This is a genomic window from Saccharospirillum alexandrii (assembly GCF_043641555.1).
Taxonomy (GTDB): Bacteria; Pseudomonadota; Gammaproteobacteria; order Pseudomonadales; family Natronospirillaceae; genus Saccharospirillum; species Saccharospirillum alexandrii_A.
Genome location: NZ_JBHZRJ010000002.1, coordinates 545,256 through 560,732, shown reverse-complemented (window position 1 = coordinate 560,732; position 15,477 = coordinate 545,256). Strand labels below are relative to the sequence as shown.

The 15,477-nt window shown below is 56.6% G+C and carries 17 protein-coding genes; 10 read left to right on the top strand and 7 right to left on the bottom strand.

Annotated elements, in window-relative coordinates; genetic code table 11:
• Positions 1–219 precede the first annotated feature (219 nt).
• The 4 genes from thrS (at position 220) to rplT (ending at position 3,563) form a co-directional block, all read left to right on the top strand.
• A complete protein-coding gene (gene thrS / locus ACHUE7_RS08460) occupies positions 220–2,157 on the top strand; it encodes a threonine--tRNA ligase (protein WP_348475538.1) in 1,938 nt (645 codons plus the stop codon).
• Positions 2,154–2,696 carry a translation initiation factor IF-3 gene (infC, locus tag ACHUE7_RS08455; RefSeq protein WP_127555125.1) on the top strand — a complete coding sequence of 181 codons (543 nt, stop codon included), beginning with the start codon at positions 2,154–2,156 and terminating at the stop codon, positions 2,694–2,696. Before thrS ends, infC begins: the two co-directional genes overlap by 4 nt.
• 256 nt (positions 2,697–2,952) lie before the next feature.
• Entirely contained in the window at positions 2,953–3,147 is a 195-nt protein-coding gene (rpmI, locus tag ACHUE7_RS08450) for a 50S ribosomal protein L35 (protein ID WP_028669579.1), read from the top strand.
• Between the two features lie 59 nt (positions 3,148–3,206).
• Positions 3,207–3,563 (top strand): 50S ribosomal protein L20, encoded by a 357-nt coding sequence (gene rplT / locus ACHUE7_RS08445; RefSeq protein WP_127555127.1) that lies wholly within the window; start codon positions 3,207–3,209, stop codon positions 3,561–3,563.
• 84 nt (positions 3,564–3,647) lie between these two features.
• Here rplT and ACHUE7_RS08440 read toward each other — a convergent pair whose 3' ends face one another.
• The 4 genes from ACHUE7_RS08440 to purM all read right to left on the bottom strand — a co-directional run bounded on the left by ACHUE7_RS08440 (position 3,648) and on the right by purM (position 7,143).
• Positions 3,648–4,646, bottom strand: coding sequence for a 2-hydroxyacid dehydrogenase (locus tag ACHUE7_RS08440; protein ID WP_394169579.1), 999 nt, complete (start codon positions 4,644–4,646; stop codon positions 3,648–3,650).
• An 87-nt stretch (positions 4,647–4,733) separates the two neighbouring features.
• Positions 4,734–5,453 carry a DUF3108 domain-containing protein gene (locus ACHUE7_RS08435; protein WP_394169578.1) on the bottom strand — a complete coding sequence of 240 codons (720 nt, stop codon included), beginning with the start codon at positions 5,451–5,453 and terminating at the stop codon, positions 4,734–4,736.
• Positions 5,450–6,100: a phosphoribosylglycinamide formyltransferase gene (gene purN, locus ACHUE7_RS08430; RefSeq protein ID WP_394169577.1), complete on the bottom strand. Its 651-nt coding sequence runs from the start codon at positions 6,098–6,100 to the stop codon at positions 5,450–5,452. The genes ACHUE7_RS08435 and purN overlap by 4 nt, the downstream gene beginning before the upstream one ends.
• Positions 6,101–6,102: 2 nt before the next feature.
• Positions 6,103–7,143, bottom strand: a complete 1,041-nt coding sequence (gene purM / locus ACHUE7_RS08425; RefSeq protein WP_394169575.1) for a phosphoribosylformylglycinamidine cyclo-ligase — start codon at positions 7,141–7,143, stop codon at positions 6,103–6,105.
• A gap of 246 nt (positions 7,144–7,389) precedes the next feature.
• Between purM and ACHUE7_RS08420 the strand changes: the two genes are divergently transcribed.
• Both ACHUE7_RS08420 and hda read left to right on the top strand, forming a co-directional pair.
• A complete protein-coding gene (locus tag ACHUE7_RS08420) occupies positions 7,390–8,463 on the top strand; it encodes a DUF2066 domain-containing protein (RefSeq protein ID WP_394169574.1) in 1,074 nt (357 codons plus the stop codon).
• Positions 8,464–8,549: 86 nt separating this feature from the next.
• Complete coding sequence (hda, locus tag ACHUE7_RS08415; RefSeq protein ID WP_394169573.1) at positions 8,550–9,245, top strand: DnaA regulatory inactivator Hda; 696 nt, start codon at positions 8,550–8,552, stop codon at positions 9,243–9,245.
• A gap of 169 nt (positions 9,246–9,414) precedes the next feature.
• Here hda and ACHUE7_RS08410 read toward each other — a convergent pair whose 3' ends face one another.
• On the bottom strand, positions 9,415–9,975 hold the full coding sequence (locus ACHUE7_RS08410; RefSeq protein ID WP_394169572.1) for a hypothetical protein: 561 nt from the start codon (positions 9,973–9,975) through the stop codon (positions 9,415–9,417).
• 123 nt (positions 9,976–10,098) lie between these two features.
• On the opposite strand from ACHUE7_RS08410, the gene ACHUE7_RS08405 reads away from it, so the two are divergent.
• The 4 genes from ACHUE7_RS08405 to ACHUE7_RS08390 are packed head-to-tail and all read left to right on the top strand — an operon-like array spanning position 10,099 to position 13,399.
• Complete coding sequence (locus tag ACHUE7_RS08405) at positions 10,099–10,326, top strand: hypothetical protein (RefSeq protein WP_348475531.1); 228 nt, start codon at positions 10,099–10,101, stop codon at positions 10,324–10,326.
• Positions 10,319–11,083 carry a pseudouridine synthase gene (locus ACHUE7_RS08400; RefSeq protein ID WP_394169571.1) on the top strand — a complete coding sequence of 255 codons (765 nt, stop codon included), beginning with the start codon at positions 10,319–10,321 and terminating at the stop codon, positions 11,081–11,083. The genes ACHUE7_RS08405 and ACHUE7_RS08400 overlap by 8 nt, the downstream gene beginning before the upstream one ends.
• Positions 11,084–12,892, top strand: a complete 1,809-nt coding sequence (locus ACHUE7_RS08395; RefSeq protein ID WP_394169570.1) for an ABCB family ABC transporter ATP-binding protein/permease — start codon at positions 11,084–11,086, stop codon at positions 12,890–12,892.
• 15 nt (positions 12,893–12,907) lie between these two features.
• Positions 12,908–13,399, top strand: a complete 492-nt coding sequence (locus tag ACHUE7_RS08390) for a GNAT family N-acetyltransferase (RefSeq protein WP_394169569.1) — start codon at positions 12,908–12,910, stop codon at positions 13,397–13,399.
• 6 nt (positions 13,400–13,405) lie between these two features.
• Here the strand turns inward: ACHUE7_RS08390 and ACHUE7_RS08385 are convergent, their stop codons facing one another.
• Positions 13,406–14,611: a quaternary amine ABC transporter ATP-binding protein gene (locus tag ACHUE7_RS08385; RefSeq protein WP_394169568.1), complete on the bottom strand. Its 1,206-nt coding sequence runs from the start codon at positions 14,609–14,611 to the stop codon at positions 13,406–13,408.
• Positions 14,611–15,477 (bottom strand): ABC transporter permease, encoded by an 867-nt coding sequence (locus ACHUE7_RS08380; protein ID WP_394169567.1) that lies wholly within the window; start codon positions 15,475–15,477, stop codon positions 14,611–14,613. The genes ACHUE7_RS08385 and ACHUE7_RS08380 overlap by 1 nt, the downstream gene beginning before the upstream one ends.

Sequence of the window (15,477 nt, the reverse complement as noted above, 5' to 3'; positions counted from 1 at the left end):
AGTGGTATGACCGGCGTTCGCTTTCCGGTAGACTGCGATGCTCTGTTGGTTGGCTGGCGGCGCGTGCCGCCCGCTCGAATACGGTCCCTTGGTAGGGGTAGGTTCGGGTGTGATGCCGGCAAGCAGTCTGACTCAACGTATGTGTCCTGTTCACCCACCGGTGATTTTGACATCCAACACGTGGCCCATGGTAGGGGTCACCACTGAAGGAGCACCACAATGCCTGTAATTACCCTTCCAGACGGTTCCCAGCGCTCGTTCGAACAACCCGTCAGCATCCTGCAAATTGCCGAAGACATCGGCCCTGGCCTTGCCAAAAACGCGGTAGCCGGCCGTATTGATGGCGCCCGTGTTGATCTGGTCGATGTGGTCAGTAACGACGCTGCGGTAGAGATTATCACGCCAAAAGACGACGACGGTCTGGAAATTATCCGGCACTCGTGTGCTCACTTGCTTGGCCATGCCGTCAAGCAGCTGTGGCCGGATGCTCGCATGGCGATCGGCCCGACCATTGAAAACGGCTTCTATTACGACATCGATATGGAGCACCGGCTGACCGAAGACGATCTGGTCGCGCTGGAAAAACGCATGCTGGAACTGGCCAAGACCAATTACCCGGTGGTGCGTCACAAGGTCAGCTGGCAGGAAGCGGTAGACGCTTTCAAGGCACGCAATGAGCCTTACAAGCTGGAGATTCTGGAGCAAAACGTCGCCCGGGATGACCGGCCAGGCTTGTACCACCACGAAGAATACGTCGACATGTGCCGCGGTCCGCACGTGCCGAACATGAAGTTCTGTCACCATTTCAAGCTGATGCGGGTGTCCGGTGCCTACTGGCGTGGCGACAGCAACAATGCCCAGCTGCAGCGGATCTACGGCACTGCCTGGGCCGACAAGAAGCAACTGAAAGCGCATCTGCACTTTCTGGAAGAGGCGGCCAAGCGCGACCATCGCAAGATTGGCAAAAAACTCGACCTGTTTCACTTGCAGGAAGAAGCGCCGGGCATGGTGTTCTGGCACGCCAACGGCTGGACTCTCTATCAGGTGATCGAGCAGTACATGCGCCAGAAACAGCGCGAGCATGGCTACCAGGAAATTCGCACGCCGCAGATAGTTGACCGGTCGTTGTGGGAGAAGTCGGGCCACTGGGACAAATTCGGTGACGACATGTTCACCACCCACAGTGAATCCCGGGATAACGCCGTCAAGCCGATGAACTGCCCCTGCCACATTCAGGTGTTCAATCAGGGCCTGAAAAGCTACCGCGACCTGCCGTTGCGACTGGCTGAGTTCGGCAGCTGCCACCGTAACGAAGCCTCCGGTGCCTTGCATGGTATTATGCGGGTGCGCGGCTTTACCCAGGACGATGGCCACATTTTTTGCGCAGAATCCCAGATTCAGTCAGAAGTGGCTCAGTTCATCGAGATGCTGAACGAGGTCTATTACGACTTCGGGTTCGATGAAGTCATTCTGAAGCTGTCGACTCGCCCTGAAAAACGCGTCGGTAACGATGAAGACTGGGATCGTGCCGAGCAGGCACTGGCCTCGGCGCTGGATGCTTATGGCAAACCCTGGTCGCTGTTGCCGGGCGAAGGGGCTTTTTATGGCCCGAAAGTCGAGTTCACCCTGAAAGACAGTCTCGGTCGGATGTGGCAGTGTGGTACCATTCAGGTCGACTTCTCGATGCCGGGTCGTCTGGACGCCCAATATGTGGATGAACATGGCGACCGGCAGACACCGGTTATGCTGCACCGGGCGACACTGGGTAGCTTTGAACGCTTCATTGGTATCCTGATCGAGCAGCACGCCGGGGCGATGCCACCCTGGCTGGCACCGGTTCAGGCCATGGTGTGCAACATCACCGATGCGCAGGCCGATTTCGTACAAAAAGTGCAAAATCGCTTGATTTCTGAAGGGTTTAGAGCCAAAGCCGACTTGAGAAATGAGAAGATCGGCTTTAAAATCCGCGAGCATACAATTCAGCGAGTTCCTTATTTACTGGTTATTGGTGATAAGGAAGTCGAAAACGAGGCCGTAGCGGTCCGCACCCGAGAGGGCAAAGATCTTGGTGTCATGTCCATTGACGCGTTCATCGAGATACTCAGCGCGGATAACGCCCGAAAAGGCCGTCTGGTAGAAATGGAGAGTGAGTTATAAAACGCAACGCGAAAGGTGCAAAAGCGGCGGCTAACCGTCATGTCGTAAATGATCAGATCAAGGCGGATGAAGTTCGTCTGATCGGTTCCGGCGGTGAGCAAATCGGAGTGGTTCCCTTGCAAGAGGCCCTGCAGAAAGCTGAGCAGGAAGGTCTGGAACTGGTGCAAATTTCGAACGGCGATCCAGTGGTCTGCAAGATCATGGACCTCGGCAAAAAACTCTACGAAGAGAAGAAAGCCAAGGCAGTGGCCAAGAAAAACCAGGTTCAGGTGCAAGTCAAGGAAGTCAAATTCCGGCCGAACACCGACATTGGTGACTACAACGTCAAGCTGCGTAATCTGACTCGTTTTCTTGAGCATGGCGACAAAACCAAGGTCACCCTGCGCTTCCGGGGCCGGGAAATGGCTCACCAGGAACTGGGTATGGAATTGCTGGCTCGCGTTGCGACAGATCTCGAGCATCTGGCGACGGTAGAGCAGCGGCCCAAGATGGAAGGCCGTCAGCTGACCATGGTTATGGCGCCGATCAAGAAGAAATAAGGCGTTTTAAGGAATAATTGGCCGCACATGGCTGGTTATTCCAGCAGGGTCTGGTATCCTGCGCGCGGCGACGGCCTTGAGCCGTCGTTTTTTATGGTGGGTTGAATGGCTTTTGGCCGGTTAGACCATCGTTGAAGGGGCTCGGGGTGCTTAAGCGCCACCGGGCGACATGGCAACCGTTAGCTCCCGATGTCGGGTTTACCAGGCATCACCGGGGATGCGACACGGTTATTGGAAGTAGATCGGGAGATTGAAAATGCCTAAGATCAAGAGCAACTCTGGCGCTGCAAAGCGCTTTAAGAAGACGGCCAACGGCTTTAAGCACAAGCAGTCTTTCCGCAGCCACATCCTGACCAAGAAGAGCACCAAGCGTAAGCGTCATCTGCGCGGTACCCAGCTTATTGCTGAGTCCGACGTAGCGCTGATCAAGCGCATGCTGCCCTACGTTTAAGGTCTGGCCTTGCTGTTGAAAAGCAGCAGGCTGAAAAACAGGATTAGGAGGAAAGAAATATGGCACGTGTAAAACGTGGTGTAGTGGCTCGTCGTCGCCACAAGAAGGTACTGGACCAGGCTAAAGGCTATTACGGCGCTCGTTCACGAGTATTCCGTGTGGCCAAGCAAGCGGTCATCAAGGCAGGACAGTATGCGTATCGCGACCGTCGTCAGCGTAAGCGTCAGTTCCGCGCCTTGTGGATTGCCCGTATCAATGCCGAAGCCCGGGTGAATGGTCTGTCTTACAGCAAGTTCATCAATGGCTTGAAGAAAGCAGCGATCGAAATCGACCGTAAGATCCTGGCGGATCTGGCGGTGCACGACAAGGTTGCCTTTGCTGCACTGACCGAGCAGGCAAAAGCCAAGCTGGCTTGAGACTGACTGGTTAGAAAAAAACCCGCCGAATGGCGGGTTTTTTTATGGCTCTGAATTCTATAAGCGTGCAAGGCTTGCCGGGGTTCAGGCTGGCGGCAATACCTGGTGAAGTGCGCTCAGGTCAGAACGTTCAAAGGCATCCAGGTTGGCCAGCGTGACTGCGGTGATAGCTTGCAGCGCTTCTTTGGTAAAGAACGCCTGGTGGCCGGTAATCAGCACATTGCGAAAGGTCAGCAGACGGGCAAACACATCGTCGCGCAAAATGTCGTCTGAATTGTCTTCAAAGAACAGGTCGGCTTCTTCTTCGTAGACATCCAGCCCCAGGTAACCCACAGCGCCGGTTTTCAGTGAGGTGATGACATCGCTGGTGTTGATCAGCGCACCTCGGCTGGTGTTGATCACCATGACGCCATGCTTCATTTTTGCCAGGGTGTCTTTGTTGATGATGTGCCGGGTTGAGGCGACCAGCGGACAGTGCAGGGAAATAATGTCGCTGTGGGCCCACAGCTCATCCAGTTCAACGTATTCGGCACCGGCGGTGACAGCCGCTTCACTGGGGTAGGGGTCGTAGCAGATTACCCGGCACCCGAAGCCATGCATGATGCGAATAAATGCCTGACCGATTTTACCGGTACCGATCACACCGACGGTTTTTCCATGCACATCAAAACCAAGCAGGCCGTGCAGACTGTAGTCGTTTTCGCGAACCCGGTTGTAGGCGCGATGCGAGTTCCGGTTGAGCCCCAGAATCAACGCGACGGCATGCTCAGCCACGGCAAAGGGCGAGTATTCAGGCACGCGAGCAACGGTGATGCCCAGTTCGACGGCGGCTGGCAAATCGACATTGTTGAACCCCGCGCAGCGCAGCGCCACCAGTGAAATGCCGTGCTTGTGCAGTTGTTCCAGCGTGGGTCGGTCGACACTGTCGTTGACGAAGCAGCAGACCGCATCGTGTCCCTGGCTGAGCGCCGCCGTCTGGGCATTCAGGTGAGGTTCGAGAAAGGTGAACTGGTGCTGTGACTGTGTGGCCTGGGAAAAGAATCGAATGTCGTAAGGTTTGCTGCTGAAGACGGCGACTTTCATGGTTGACGAGCTCCCTGTGCCGGTCCGTGGGTGTGTTAGTGCAGGGCATAATACAGCGTGACTGACCCGGCTGATGCCAGCATTGCCTTATTGTTGGCTGAAATCAACCCGCTGGCCATTCAACTGCAGTGACAACACCCGAATTTCCTCTTTCAGGTCGCCGTCTTCATAACGCCCGAAGCGCATGGGGGTATAGCCCAGGCCGGGCGCTATCCAGATCAGCTTGCGTTCATCGCGGCTGACCGGCTCGGTCTGTTCAACGATCCAGGTGTAAATTTCGCCCTGCGGCAGTTGCAGCATCTCTTCACCGATAACCCGAAACGACATGTCGTCAGGTCGTTTATGGCGAAGCACATTCAGCGTGATGGATTCTTCACCGCGCGCCAGTGCCTGTTGCAACGCCAGCTGGTAGCCGATGGCATCATAAATGGGGGCTGCGAAACGTTCGTCGATACGGTCCTTTTCCACACGGCCGGTGACGCGCTGACGTTCATGATCAAAACGCAATGACTTGGTGGTTTTGACCCAGAACACCTTGCTTTCGAACTCATAGCGCGTCGGCCGAATTTGGTCGTCTACAACCGTCAGCCAGCTCTCTTCGCGAAGTGACAGGGTGCGCCCATCGGTACTCAGGCGGTAGTGCCATTCATCGGGTGCGGTTTCTCGCAATTGCAGAGTGCCGCGGGCTTTAATGTCGATGGCGCCATGCCGTATGGCTTCCATTTCGGCCGTGAACGGTTGCATGCCCTCGGCCAGGGCCGTCAGGGACAGAGCATAGATGAGTGAGCTGATGAGCAATCGTTTCATAGCGATGCAGTATCCAGCAGGCGCCCGCTTTTGGGAAGGGGTTGCTCGTCCAGTAGCACCTGGCTGGCGTCGAGACGCAGCCGCCCCTTTACAAACCAGTCAACGACCGTCGGGTAGAGTCTGTGTTCCTGTACCAGTACTTTTCGGGCCAGCGAGTCGGCATCGTCCTGGTCCGATATAGGCACTTCAACCTGGGCTATCGGCGGGCCACCATCGAGTTCGGCGGTTACAAAATGCACGGTAGCGCCAGCTTTCGAATCGCCGGCGTCGAGCGCACGCTGGTGGGTATTCAGGCCAGGGTACCGGGGCAGCAGGGAAGGGTGGATGTTGATCATCTTCCCTGGAAATCGTCTGACGAAATCGTCGGTGAGTATGCGCATAAAACCCGCCAGAACAATCAGGTCGGGTTTCTGGGCTTCGATCAGCTCAGCCAGGGCAGCGTCAAAGGCTGCCCGGTCGGCATAGCCGGTGTGGTCGAGCGTGAGTGCCTTTACGCCCGCCTGACGTGCCCTTGACAGACCGAAGGCGTCAGGACGATTTGAAATCACCGCGACGATGTTGGCATCCATTGAATCCGTCTGGCACTGATCGAGCAGTGATTGCAGATTGGAGCCCCCGCCACTGATCAGCACAACGATGCGAGTCACGGTTAAACCCCGTCGATGATGACAGCGTCGCCCGTGCGTTGCTCAACCTGACCCATTACCACCGGGCTTTCGCCACTGGCTTTGAGCTGGCTGAGAATGTCTTCCTGTTCACTGGCGGGCACAACCAGCACCAGGCCAATGCCGCAGTTGAAGGTGCGGTACATTTCGTGGGCATCAATGTTGCCTGCTTTCTTCAGCCAGTCGAAAACCGGTGGCTGAGTCCAGCTGTGGGCATTCAGGCGGATCGCCAGTGTCTCGGGTACCACTCTTGGCAAGTTTTCATAGAAACCGCCGCCGGTGATGTGGGAGATGGCATGAACGGACTGGTTGGCCAGCAGGCGCAACACCGATTTTACGTAAATGCGGGTCGGGGCCATCAGCGCATCGGCCAGGGTGGTTTCGCCCATAGGCTGTTGCAGGTCAGCGCCGGAGACCTCGATGACCTTGCGAATCAGTGAATAGCCGTTGGAATGCGGGCCAGAGGAGGGCAGGCCGATCACGCTGTCGCCAACGCGAACCCGGGTGCCGTCAATAATGTTGTCTTCTTCGACCACACCAGTGCAGAAACCGGCCAGATCGTAGTCATCGCCCTGGTACATGCCGGGCATTTCTGCAGTTTCGCCGCCGACCAGCGAGCAGTTCGCCTGCTGACAGCCTTCACCAATGCCTTGCACCACCCGAGAGGCGATATCGACCGACAGTTTGCCGGTGGCGTAGTAATCGAGAAAGAACAGCGGCTCGGCGCCGCAGACGATCAGGTCGTTCACGCACATGGCGACCAGATCGATGCCAATGGTGTCGTGACGTCCCAGTTCCATGGCCAGTTTCAATTTGGTGCCAACCCCATCAGTGCCAGAGACAAGAACCGGCTTCTTATAGTGGCTGGGAATACGACAGAGGGCGCCAAAACCACCCAGGCCACCCATGACTTCGGGGCGTCGGGTACGTTTAACGGTGTCTTTGATGCGTTCCACCAATTCATTGCCAGCGTTGATATCAACACCGGCGTCTTTGTAACTCAGGGGTTTGGGCGCGTCTGACATCACTGGCTCCATTGCGGCAAATCGGATAAAAGAAGGGTCTGGTCAGTACCGTTGCGTCAGCGGGTGACGATCCTGGCCACAGCCCTCTTGGGCGCGCGGATTGTAGCAGGCCCTGTGTCTGGAATCAGCTTGTCTGTTCGGTCAGGAAATGACGATCGCTTTGCACAATAATATCGACGACACGACCTGATTTTCACAGCGCGCTCTGTCACAATAGTCGATCATCACCTAATAGAAGCCGGACTTATGCTTTTTCGAACTGTCTCCCTTGCCTGTTTGCTGTTGCTGGCACTGCCTGTCTGGGCGGCCCGGACGGTGGATGTCTATTCCGATTCAGCCATTCTTGCTCAGAATGCCTCCGATCGGGATCAGAATCAGGCAGTACGGGAAGCACTGGGCCGGGTATTGATTCGGGCGACCGGTGATGCCGACATTGCCAGCCAGGGGCGTACAGAGCCTTTGCTGCGCAACGCAACCGATTACCTGTCGACCTTCCGCTTCCAGGCAAGCGACACCCTGCTGACCAATGTGCTCGGTGAATCCGTAGCGACCAAGCGCATGGTCATGCAGTTTGACCAGCAGGCCATTGAACAATGGCTGGTGAACCAGCGGTTGCCGGTCTGGGGAACGCGCCGCCCCGAAGTGCTATTGTGGCTGGGCGACCGGCTGCAAGGGCGAGACCGTATTCTGACCGATGGTGACAACCATGACCTGGCGGTGGCGCTGGGCAACCGGCTCAATGAACGCGGCCTGCCGGTCTTGCTGCCGATCATGGATCTGACCGATACCCTTAATGTCTCTTTTACCGACATCTATGGTCTGTTTACGGGCGATATTGAAGCCGCATCGGAGCGATACCCCAGCGATGCCATTGCGGTTGGCCGGGTGGCGCGACAAAGTGGCGGCTTTCAGGCCGACCTGGTGTTTCTGGTGCGCGGCAACCGTGAGCGCTTGCAAGTCACCGGAGAGTCCGAAGCGGAACTGATGCAGACCCTGGCCGATGAACTGTCGAACCGAATTGCCGATCAGTACGCTGTGTTGCGGGACCCGGCAATGGCTGGGCAGTTGGCCTTGCGGGTAAATAACGTCACTGAGCTGGCGACACTGGCCGCCGTGGAACGCTATCTCGAATCCTTGAATGTGGTCTCCCAGATCACCTTGCGCCAGGTTGAGGCAGACTCGGTGCAATATGATCTTGAGATCAGCGGTGACCGCAACCAGCTAAGGGACGTGTTGGCGCTGGACCGCCGGATTCTGCCGGTTGAAGAGCTTACCCTGGAAGCCCAGCTCGATAACGAACTGGTGTATCACTGGCAATGATTACCCGTCTTTTTCCCGGGCCAACGCTGACTGATTTTAACGACCCGGCAGGATTGAGCATCATGCCGGCCGCCAGGAGATTCTGAGTGGCGATTCAACAACTCCCTCTTGGTGTCACCTTTCGGGAAGATGCCGTTTTTGAAGACTATCTGCCCGGTGACAACGCCCAAACGCTGGGCGCTTTGCGCCATGCCCTGGCGCGTCTGGATGAAACTCTGATCTATCTCTGGGGTGCGAGCGGCTCCGGCCTCACCCACCTGCTGCAGGCCTGCGTTCACGACTTGCAATCGCAGGGGCTGGAGAGTCTCTATCTGCCGCTGGCCGATTGTGTGCAATACGGCCCGGACGCCCTGGAAGGGCTGGATGAAATGGCGGTGCTGGCACTCGATGACATCGACAGCATTGCGGGACTGCCCGACTGGGAAGAGGCACTGTTTCATTTGTTCAACCGGATGCGAGACAGTGGCCGCGTATTGCTGGTCACCAGCCACACCAGCCCGCTACACCCTACCGTCGCCTTGCCCGATCTGGCTTCGCGCCTGAGCTGGGGCTTAACCTTTCACATTCAGCCGCTGACCGACGAACAGAAGACCGACTGGCTGATCTGGAAGGCGCGGCGCCGGGGGCTCACCATGGAACCGGATGTGGCGGCCTTTCTGATCAACCGCACGGCACGCTCGATGACAGCGCTGGTGGATGCCTTCGAACGCTTGGATCATGGTTCTCTGGCCCAGCAGCGCCGGCTGACCATTCCCTTTGTGAAATCTGAACTCGGGCTCTGAGCTTATCAGGTTGTTGAAAAAGGCTTCCTGCCTTTTTCAAAACACGAGAATCAAAAAATTACGATTTTTGCTTCTCTCACAAAATCAATGACTTAATCGTCATTGATTTTGCCGGAACATCCTTGTTCCGGTAACAGGCCGCTGAAATTCTTTGAATTTCAACAGCCTGTTAGAGCCCTTCGTCCTCTTCCGGGTCACGCGGGGCTTCCTCTTCATGGTCTGACTCGTCGTCTGCCGGTTCAGGTTCGAGGCCGTGTACCTGTGCATAGAGATGGATATAGGTGCGCACCGAGTCTTCCGCCTGAACCGCCATCAGGCCTTCGGTATCCATGATCCAGCGGCGCTGATCATCCAGATCCAGAGGGTCGATGTCGGTAAACAGCTCGCTAACCGGGACGACCTCAGCGGCGACCTCTTTGTCGTAGGCGTCGTACATCATGTCGAGACAGTACTCCACCAGAGCCGGGTCTTCGCAGTAGACCTCGCCGTCGTTCAGGTCTTCTGCCCATTCCTTTAGCACATCCAGCACGGTTTCGCCGCGATCCAGCAAGTCTTGCAGGGGCGGGGCGCCGGCGGCATTCTGCCCGCTGTCCCAGTCGATGAGCCAGGCGTCTTCCGGCTTGAGCAGAACACTTTTGTACTGGCCGTTTTTCAGGCTCCAGGCAACCGAATAGGGGTACCCCTGATCTTCATCCGTCACTTCAAAGGCGATAAAAACCGGTAATTGCATCGGGTTCGTTTCCGTCATCAGTAAAGGCGCGCAGTATAACGGTCACAAGGCCCGAGGCACAGGACACCGGACAAGGCATCCCCTATACTTGCGGCTTTGTACTGAAGAAAGGGTGTCGGAACGATGAGTGATGAACGCCAGCTCCGCGATTTTTACGAACGGGATGCTGAAGAACAAAGTGCTTTTCTGGAAAACACCTGGTGTAACCACTGCCAGCAAGTGGATTTGGGCATGTCGGATCCGGTTGAATATACGCTGAAAGGGCGGTTGTTCATTGAAGGGCAGTGCCGGGTGTGTGGCGAAACGGTTACCACCGAACTGGTTGAAGACGACGATGACGTAGATGGCTGAGCCACTGCGTATTCTCTATGAAGATAACTGGTTGCTGGCCGTCGACAAACCCGCTGGCTTGCTGATGCACCCCAGCTGGATTGACCGTTCCGCCACCGACACGCTGGCAGGCCGGGTAAAACACTACCTGCAAGGGGCGCCGGTTCATACCGTGCACCGGCTCGACCGGCCCACCTCTGGCATCGTACTGGTAGGCAAAACCGCAGGCGTGGCGCGCCACCTGGCGGACCAATTTGCCAGCCGCACGGTTACCAAAACCTACTGGGCACTGGCTCGTGGTTTCACCGCCGAAGCCTTTGGGTGTGACCGGGCGTTGGTGGAAGAAACCGATGCCGTTTCGGACCGCAAAGCACAGCAAAACAAGGCTGCTCAGCCAGCAGAGACGCGATTTCGCCGCCTGGCCATTGCCGAAGTCGGCCTGGCCGTCAGCCGTTACCCCAAGGCTCGGCTGAGCCTGCTCGAGTGTCGCCCGCAAACCGGGCGCAAGCACCAGATACGCCGGCATCTCAAAACGTTGCGCCACCCGATTCTGGGCGATACACGCTATGGCGACCGGCATCACAATCACTGGGCGGCGCAGCATCTGGTGCTCAGTACACTGGCTCTGCGCGCCATGGAATTGAGTCTGTCGCACCCGGAAACGGGCGAGCGCCTGTGCCTTCGGGCCGGACTGAATGGCGATTGGACTGATCTGCTTCGCCAGCTTGGCTGGTATAGCCTGCAATCCAACGTATCGACAGGACAGGAAACCGATTAAATGGGGCCCGGTAACGCACAAAATCGGTCGTCGGAATCAACGGCCAAGACGGTTTCCGATCTCGATCTCGGGTTCATCGCCCGATCACTCTGGCCTTATTTATGGGCCTACCGCGGGCGTGTTGCCATCGCTCTGGTGTTTCTGGTAGCCGCCAAAGGGGTGGCAGTCGCCATGCCCTGGGCACTGAAGCACATCGTTGACGGGCTCGATTCGCAACAAGCCCAGGTGGTTGCCGTGCCTCTGGCGTTTTTGTTCGCCTATGGTTTTTTCCGCTTCACTTCGGTGGCGTTTGGCGAGCTGCGCGATGCTATTTTTTCGCGCGTGACCGAGCGCGCCATGCGGCTGGCATCGCTGGAAGTGTTTGAACATTTGCATCAACTGGAACTCGATTACCATCTGAGCCGCCAGACCGGCGGGCTGAGCCGCGATATTGAACGCGGTACCAGCAGTATTCATTTTCTGTTGCGGTTTCTGGTATTCAACATTGTGCCGACGGTTCTGGAACTGTCGATGGTCGCGGCCATTCTGATCATCAATTTCAATGTCTGGTTTGCGCTGATTACGCTGTTTGCCGTGGTGGTTTTCGTGCTGTTCACCGTGGTAATAACCGAGTGGCGCAACCGCTTCGTGCGCGAGGCCAATACGCTCGACAGCCAGACCAACACGCGCGCCATCGACTCGTTGTTGAATTATGAAACGGTTAAATACTTCGGTAACGAAGCCTGGGAAGCAAAACACTACGACCGGAACCTTGAGCAATGGGAAGGCGCCCGGCTGAAAAACCGGATGTCCCTGCTGATGCTCAACACCGGTCAGGCACTGATCGTATCGGCATCGCTGACATTAATGATGTGGCTGGCCGCTCGGGATGTCGTCAGCGGTGCGATCACCCTCGGCGACCTGGTGATGGTGAACGCCTATGTGATTCAGCTGTTTATCCCGCTGAACTTTTTGGGCTTCGTATACCGTGAAATTCGACGGGCTCTGACCGATATTGAAAAGCTCTTTGGTTTGCTCAGACGACCGGCGGCCATTACTGACCCCGAAGGTGCCACCGAACTTGCCGTACCCAAGGGCCGAATTGAGTTTGACCGGGTCGACTTCGGCTACCATACCGATCGCACTATTTTGCATCAGTTCAGTCTGACCATTGAAGCCGGACAGAAAGTAGCCCTGGTGGGCAATAGCGGCGCCGGTAAGTCCACCGTCGGTCGACTGCTGTTTCGTTTCTACGATCCGCTGGCCGGTGATATCCGCATCGATGGTCAGTCGATTCGCTCGGTCACGCAACACAGTTTACGCCAGGCCATAGGCGTGGTCCCGCAAGATACGGTGCTGTTCAACGACTCCCTGTTTAACAACGTACGCTATGGCAACCCCGATGCGCCGGACGATGCCGTCTGGCGAGCCATTCGCATGGCGCACCTGGAAGATTTCATCAGCAGTCTGCCAGAGCGGGAGCATACACAGGTCGGTGAGCGTGGGCTGAAAGTATCCGGCGGCGAGAAACAGCGAATTGCCATTGCGCGGGTGCTGCTGAAAGACCCGCCCATTCTGGTGTTCGATGAAGCCACCTCGGCGCTTGATTCACACGCCGAGCAGGCGATTCTGACGGCCATGAATGAGGTATCCCGCAATCGTACCAGCATCGTTATTGCGCACCGTCTGTCGACGGTCATCGACGCTGATGTCATCGTGGTGATGCAGGGCGGGCAGGTGGTTGAAAGCGGTACCCATGCGAAACTCTTGGCGGCCGACGGCGTTTATGCGAGCCTATGGCGCACCCAGCTCGATTCACAAAGCAGTTAACTTGGAGGCCTGGCCGTGAGTGTACTCAGACCCATGCAGGAAGCGGATTTCAAAGCGTTCTGGCCAGTGTTTACCAAGATACTGCAACGCCGTGAAACCTATTCACTGGACCCTGGCCTGCCGCTGGAGCAAGGCCTGCGTGACTGGCTCGAGTATCCCGATGAATCCTGGGTGGTTGAGCAGGAAGGCAAGATCAAGGCGATTTACTACCTGAAAGCCAACGCCACCGGGCCAGGTGCTCATGTCTGCAACTGTGGTTATATGGTCAGTTTGACGGCGCGCGGCCAGGGCCTGGCCCGAATGATGTGCGAGCATTCGCAGCAACGGGCGCGTGAGCTCGGGTACAAGGCGATGCAATTCAATTCAGTGGTTTCCACCAACCGGGTGGCGGTCACCCTTTGGGAAAAACTGGGTTTTCGCAAAGTGGGTATTCTGCCCCGGGCCTTCAAGCACCCGGAGCATGGCTACATCGATTCGTTCGTCATGTACAAATGGCTGGAAGAATGATTCAGCTTACTCAACCGGTTCAGTCAGCGATGCGTCACGGTCGACCGCTTGCGCCGGGCTAATCAGTCGGATCACCTTACTGCGAGACACCCAGCCAACGAACTCGCCGGTGACTGTGGTTACCGCAATGGGCGCGGTGTCGCGAATCATCCGGGGCATCAGACTTTCAAGATCGGCCGATTCGAGAACGCTGGATACCGGTGACACGCTTTCCCTCAGGGTTTCCTGCGTTGCCGCTTGCAAATTGCTCAGCGTGACGATGCCTTTCAGGTAGTTTCCCTCCAATACAGTGGCGTAGTCGAATCCGTGGCGCATCATCCAGTCTCTGGCTTTGGCGACGGTTGTGCTGATGCTCAGCGTAGACACCGGTTTGGCCAGTACGTGATGCGCTTTCAGTACCTTGCCTCGATTCACGTCTTTGACAAAGTCGGCGACGTAGTCATTTTGCGGAGCCAGCAGAATGTCCTGAGGGTCACCTTGTTGTACCAGGGCGCCGTCCTTAAGGATGGCAATTCGGTTGCCCAGACGCAGGGCTTCGTCGAGATCGTGAGTGATAAAGACGATGGTTTTATGCAGCTGTTGCTGAAGTTTCATCAGCAAGTCCTGCATTTCTTTTCGGATCAGCGGGTCGAGGGCTGAAAAGGCTTCGTCCATCAGCAGAATATCCGGGTTGGTGGCCAATGCCCGGGCCAGGCCGACGCGTTGTTGCATGCCGCCCGACAGCTCATGAGGGTGCTGATCACCAAAGCCCTGCAAACCCACTTGCTCGAGCCAGTCTGTCGCGATGACGCGTGCATTTTTTTTATCGATACCCTGTACCGTCAAGCCATAGGCAACGTTGTCGAGTACAGTTTTGTGCGGGAAGAGGGCGAAGCGCTGGAACACCATCGACATCTTGTGCCGGCGCAGTTGAATGAGTTCATCCTGGCGCAGATTCAGTACGTTCTCGCCGTCGATGCGAATGCTGCCTGAGGTTGGATCTATCAACCGGTTAATGTGGCGGATCAGAGTCGACTTGCCGGAACCGGACAAGCCCATGATGACAAAGAGTTCACCTTCTTCGATAGACAGATTGACATCCTGCAAGCCCAGGGTGTGACCGGAGTCGGCCAGCAGCTCGTCTTTCGACAGCCCTTTTTTCACCGCCTGAAGATGACGTTTTGGGTTCGGGCCAAATATTTTGTAGATCCCCGATATGTCGATCTTGGCCATTATTTGTCTCCCTGCTTCGGGTATTGCAGGCGTTTGCCATAAGCCTGGGTGACCCGGTCGAACAGAATGGCCAGTGCAACAATGGCCAGCCCCGCCAGTAAGCCACGACCGACCTCAAGCCGGTTTATGCCGGCCAGCACTTCCTGCCCGAGTCCGCGCGCACCGATCATTGAGGCAACGACCACCATCGACAAAGCCATCATCGTCGTCTGGTTAATACCCGCCATGATGTTGGGCAGGGCCAGCGGCAATTGTACGCCGAGCAGCTTCTGCCGCCGGGTTGCACCAAACGCCGTTGCCGCTTCCATGACCGAATGATCCACCAGGCGAATGCCAAGATCGGTGAGGCGAATCAGCGGTGGTACGGCGTAGACAATGGTGGCGATAAGAGCGGGTACCTTGCCCAGGCCAAACAGCATGACCACCGGAATCAGGTAGACAAAACTGGGCATGGTCTGCATGACATCGAGAATGGGCAGCGCTACTTTGCGAAACCGTTCCGACAACGACATCAGCACACCGACCGGTATGCCGACAATCAGACACATAATCAGGGCAACGATCATCAGCGCCAGCGTTTGCATGCCTCGGTCCCATTGCCCGATGACGCCAATAAACAGCATCAGCAGGGTCACGCCGACCACCAGAGTCCAGCGACGACTGCCAAACCAGGCGATGACCGCCAGGGCAGCAATGACCAGATACCAGGGTGAATTGCGCAACAGTTGTTCGACAGATACCAGAAACGTCAGCAATGGCTGACTCAGTCGTTCCAGTGAATCGGCATAGTCAATCACCAGCTGATTAACAAAACCATCGATACCCTGGCGCAGGGAACGTGCATCAAGAATTTCGGGGAAGGCCAC

Bases quoted from the DNA above. Each gene is read 5' to 3' on its own strand.
- ACHUE7_RS08400 (WP_394169571.1), top strand. From the start codon at position 10,319: ATGGCTGAGCCACTGCGTATTCTCTATGAAGATAACTGGTTGCTGGCC.
- purM (WP_394169575.1), bottom strand. From the start codon at position 7,143: ATGTCAGACGCGCCCAAACCCCTGAGTTACAAAGACGCCGGTGTTGAT.
- ACHUE7_RS08435 (WP_394169578.1), bottom strand. From the start codon at position 5,453: ATGAAACGATTGCTCATCAGCTCACTCATCTATGCTCTGTCCCTGACG.
- rpmI (WP_028669579.1), top strand. From the start codon at position 2,953: ATGCCTAAGATCAAGAGCAACTCTGGCGCTGCAAAGCGCTTTAAGAAG.
- ACHUE7_RS08440 (WP_394169579.1), bottom strand. From the start codon at position 4,646: ATGAAAGTCGCCGTCTTCAGCAGCAAACCTTACGACATTCGATTCTTT.
- rplT (WP_127555127.1), top strand. From the start codon at position 3,207: ATGGCACGTGTAAAACGTGGTGTAGTGGCTCGTCGTCGCCACAAGAAG.
- ACHUE7_RS08420 (WP_394169574.1), top strand. From the start codon at position 7,390: ATGCTTTTTCGAACTGTCTCCCTTGCCTGTTTGCTGTTGCTGGCACTG.
- ACHUE7_RS08410 (WP_394169572.1), bottom strand. From the start codon at position 9,975: ATGCAATTACCGGTTTTTATCGCCTTTGAAGTGACGGATGAAGATCAG.
- ACHUE7_RS08395 (WP_394169570.1), top strand. From the start codon at position 11,084: ATGGGGCCCGGTAACGCACAAAATCGGTCGTCGGAATCAACGGCCAAG.
- thrS (WP_348475538.1), top strand. From the start codon at position 220: ATGCCTGTAATTACCCTTCCAGACGGTTCCCAGCGCTCGTTCGAACAA.
- ACHUE7_RS08405 (WP_348475531.1), top strand. From the start codon at position 10,099: ATGAGTGATGAACGCCAGCTCCGCGATTTTTACGAACGGGATGCTGAA.
- ACHUE7_RS08385 (WP_394169568.1), bottom strand. From the start codon at position 14,611: ATGGCCAAGATCGACATATCGGGGATCTACAAAATATTTGGCCCGAAC.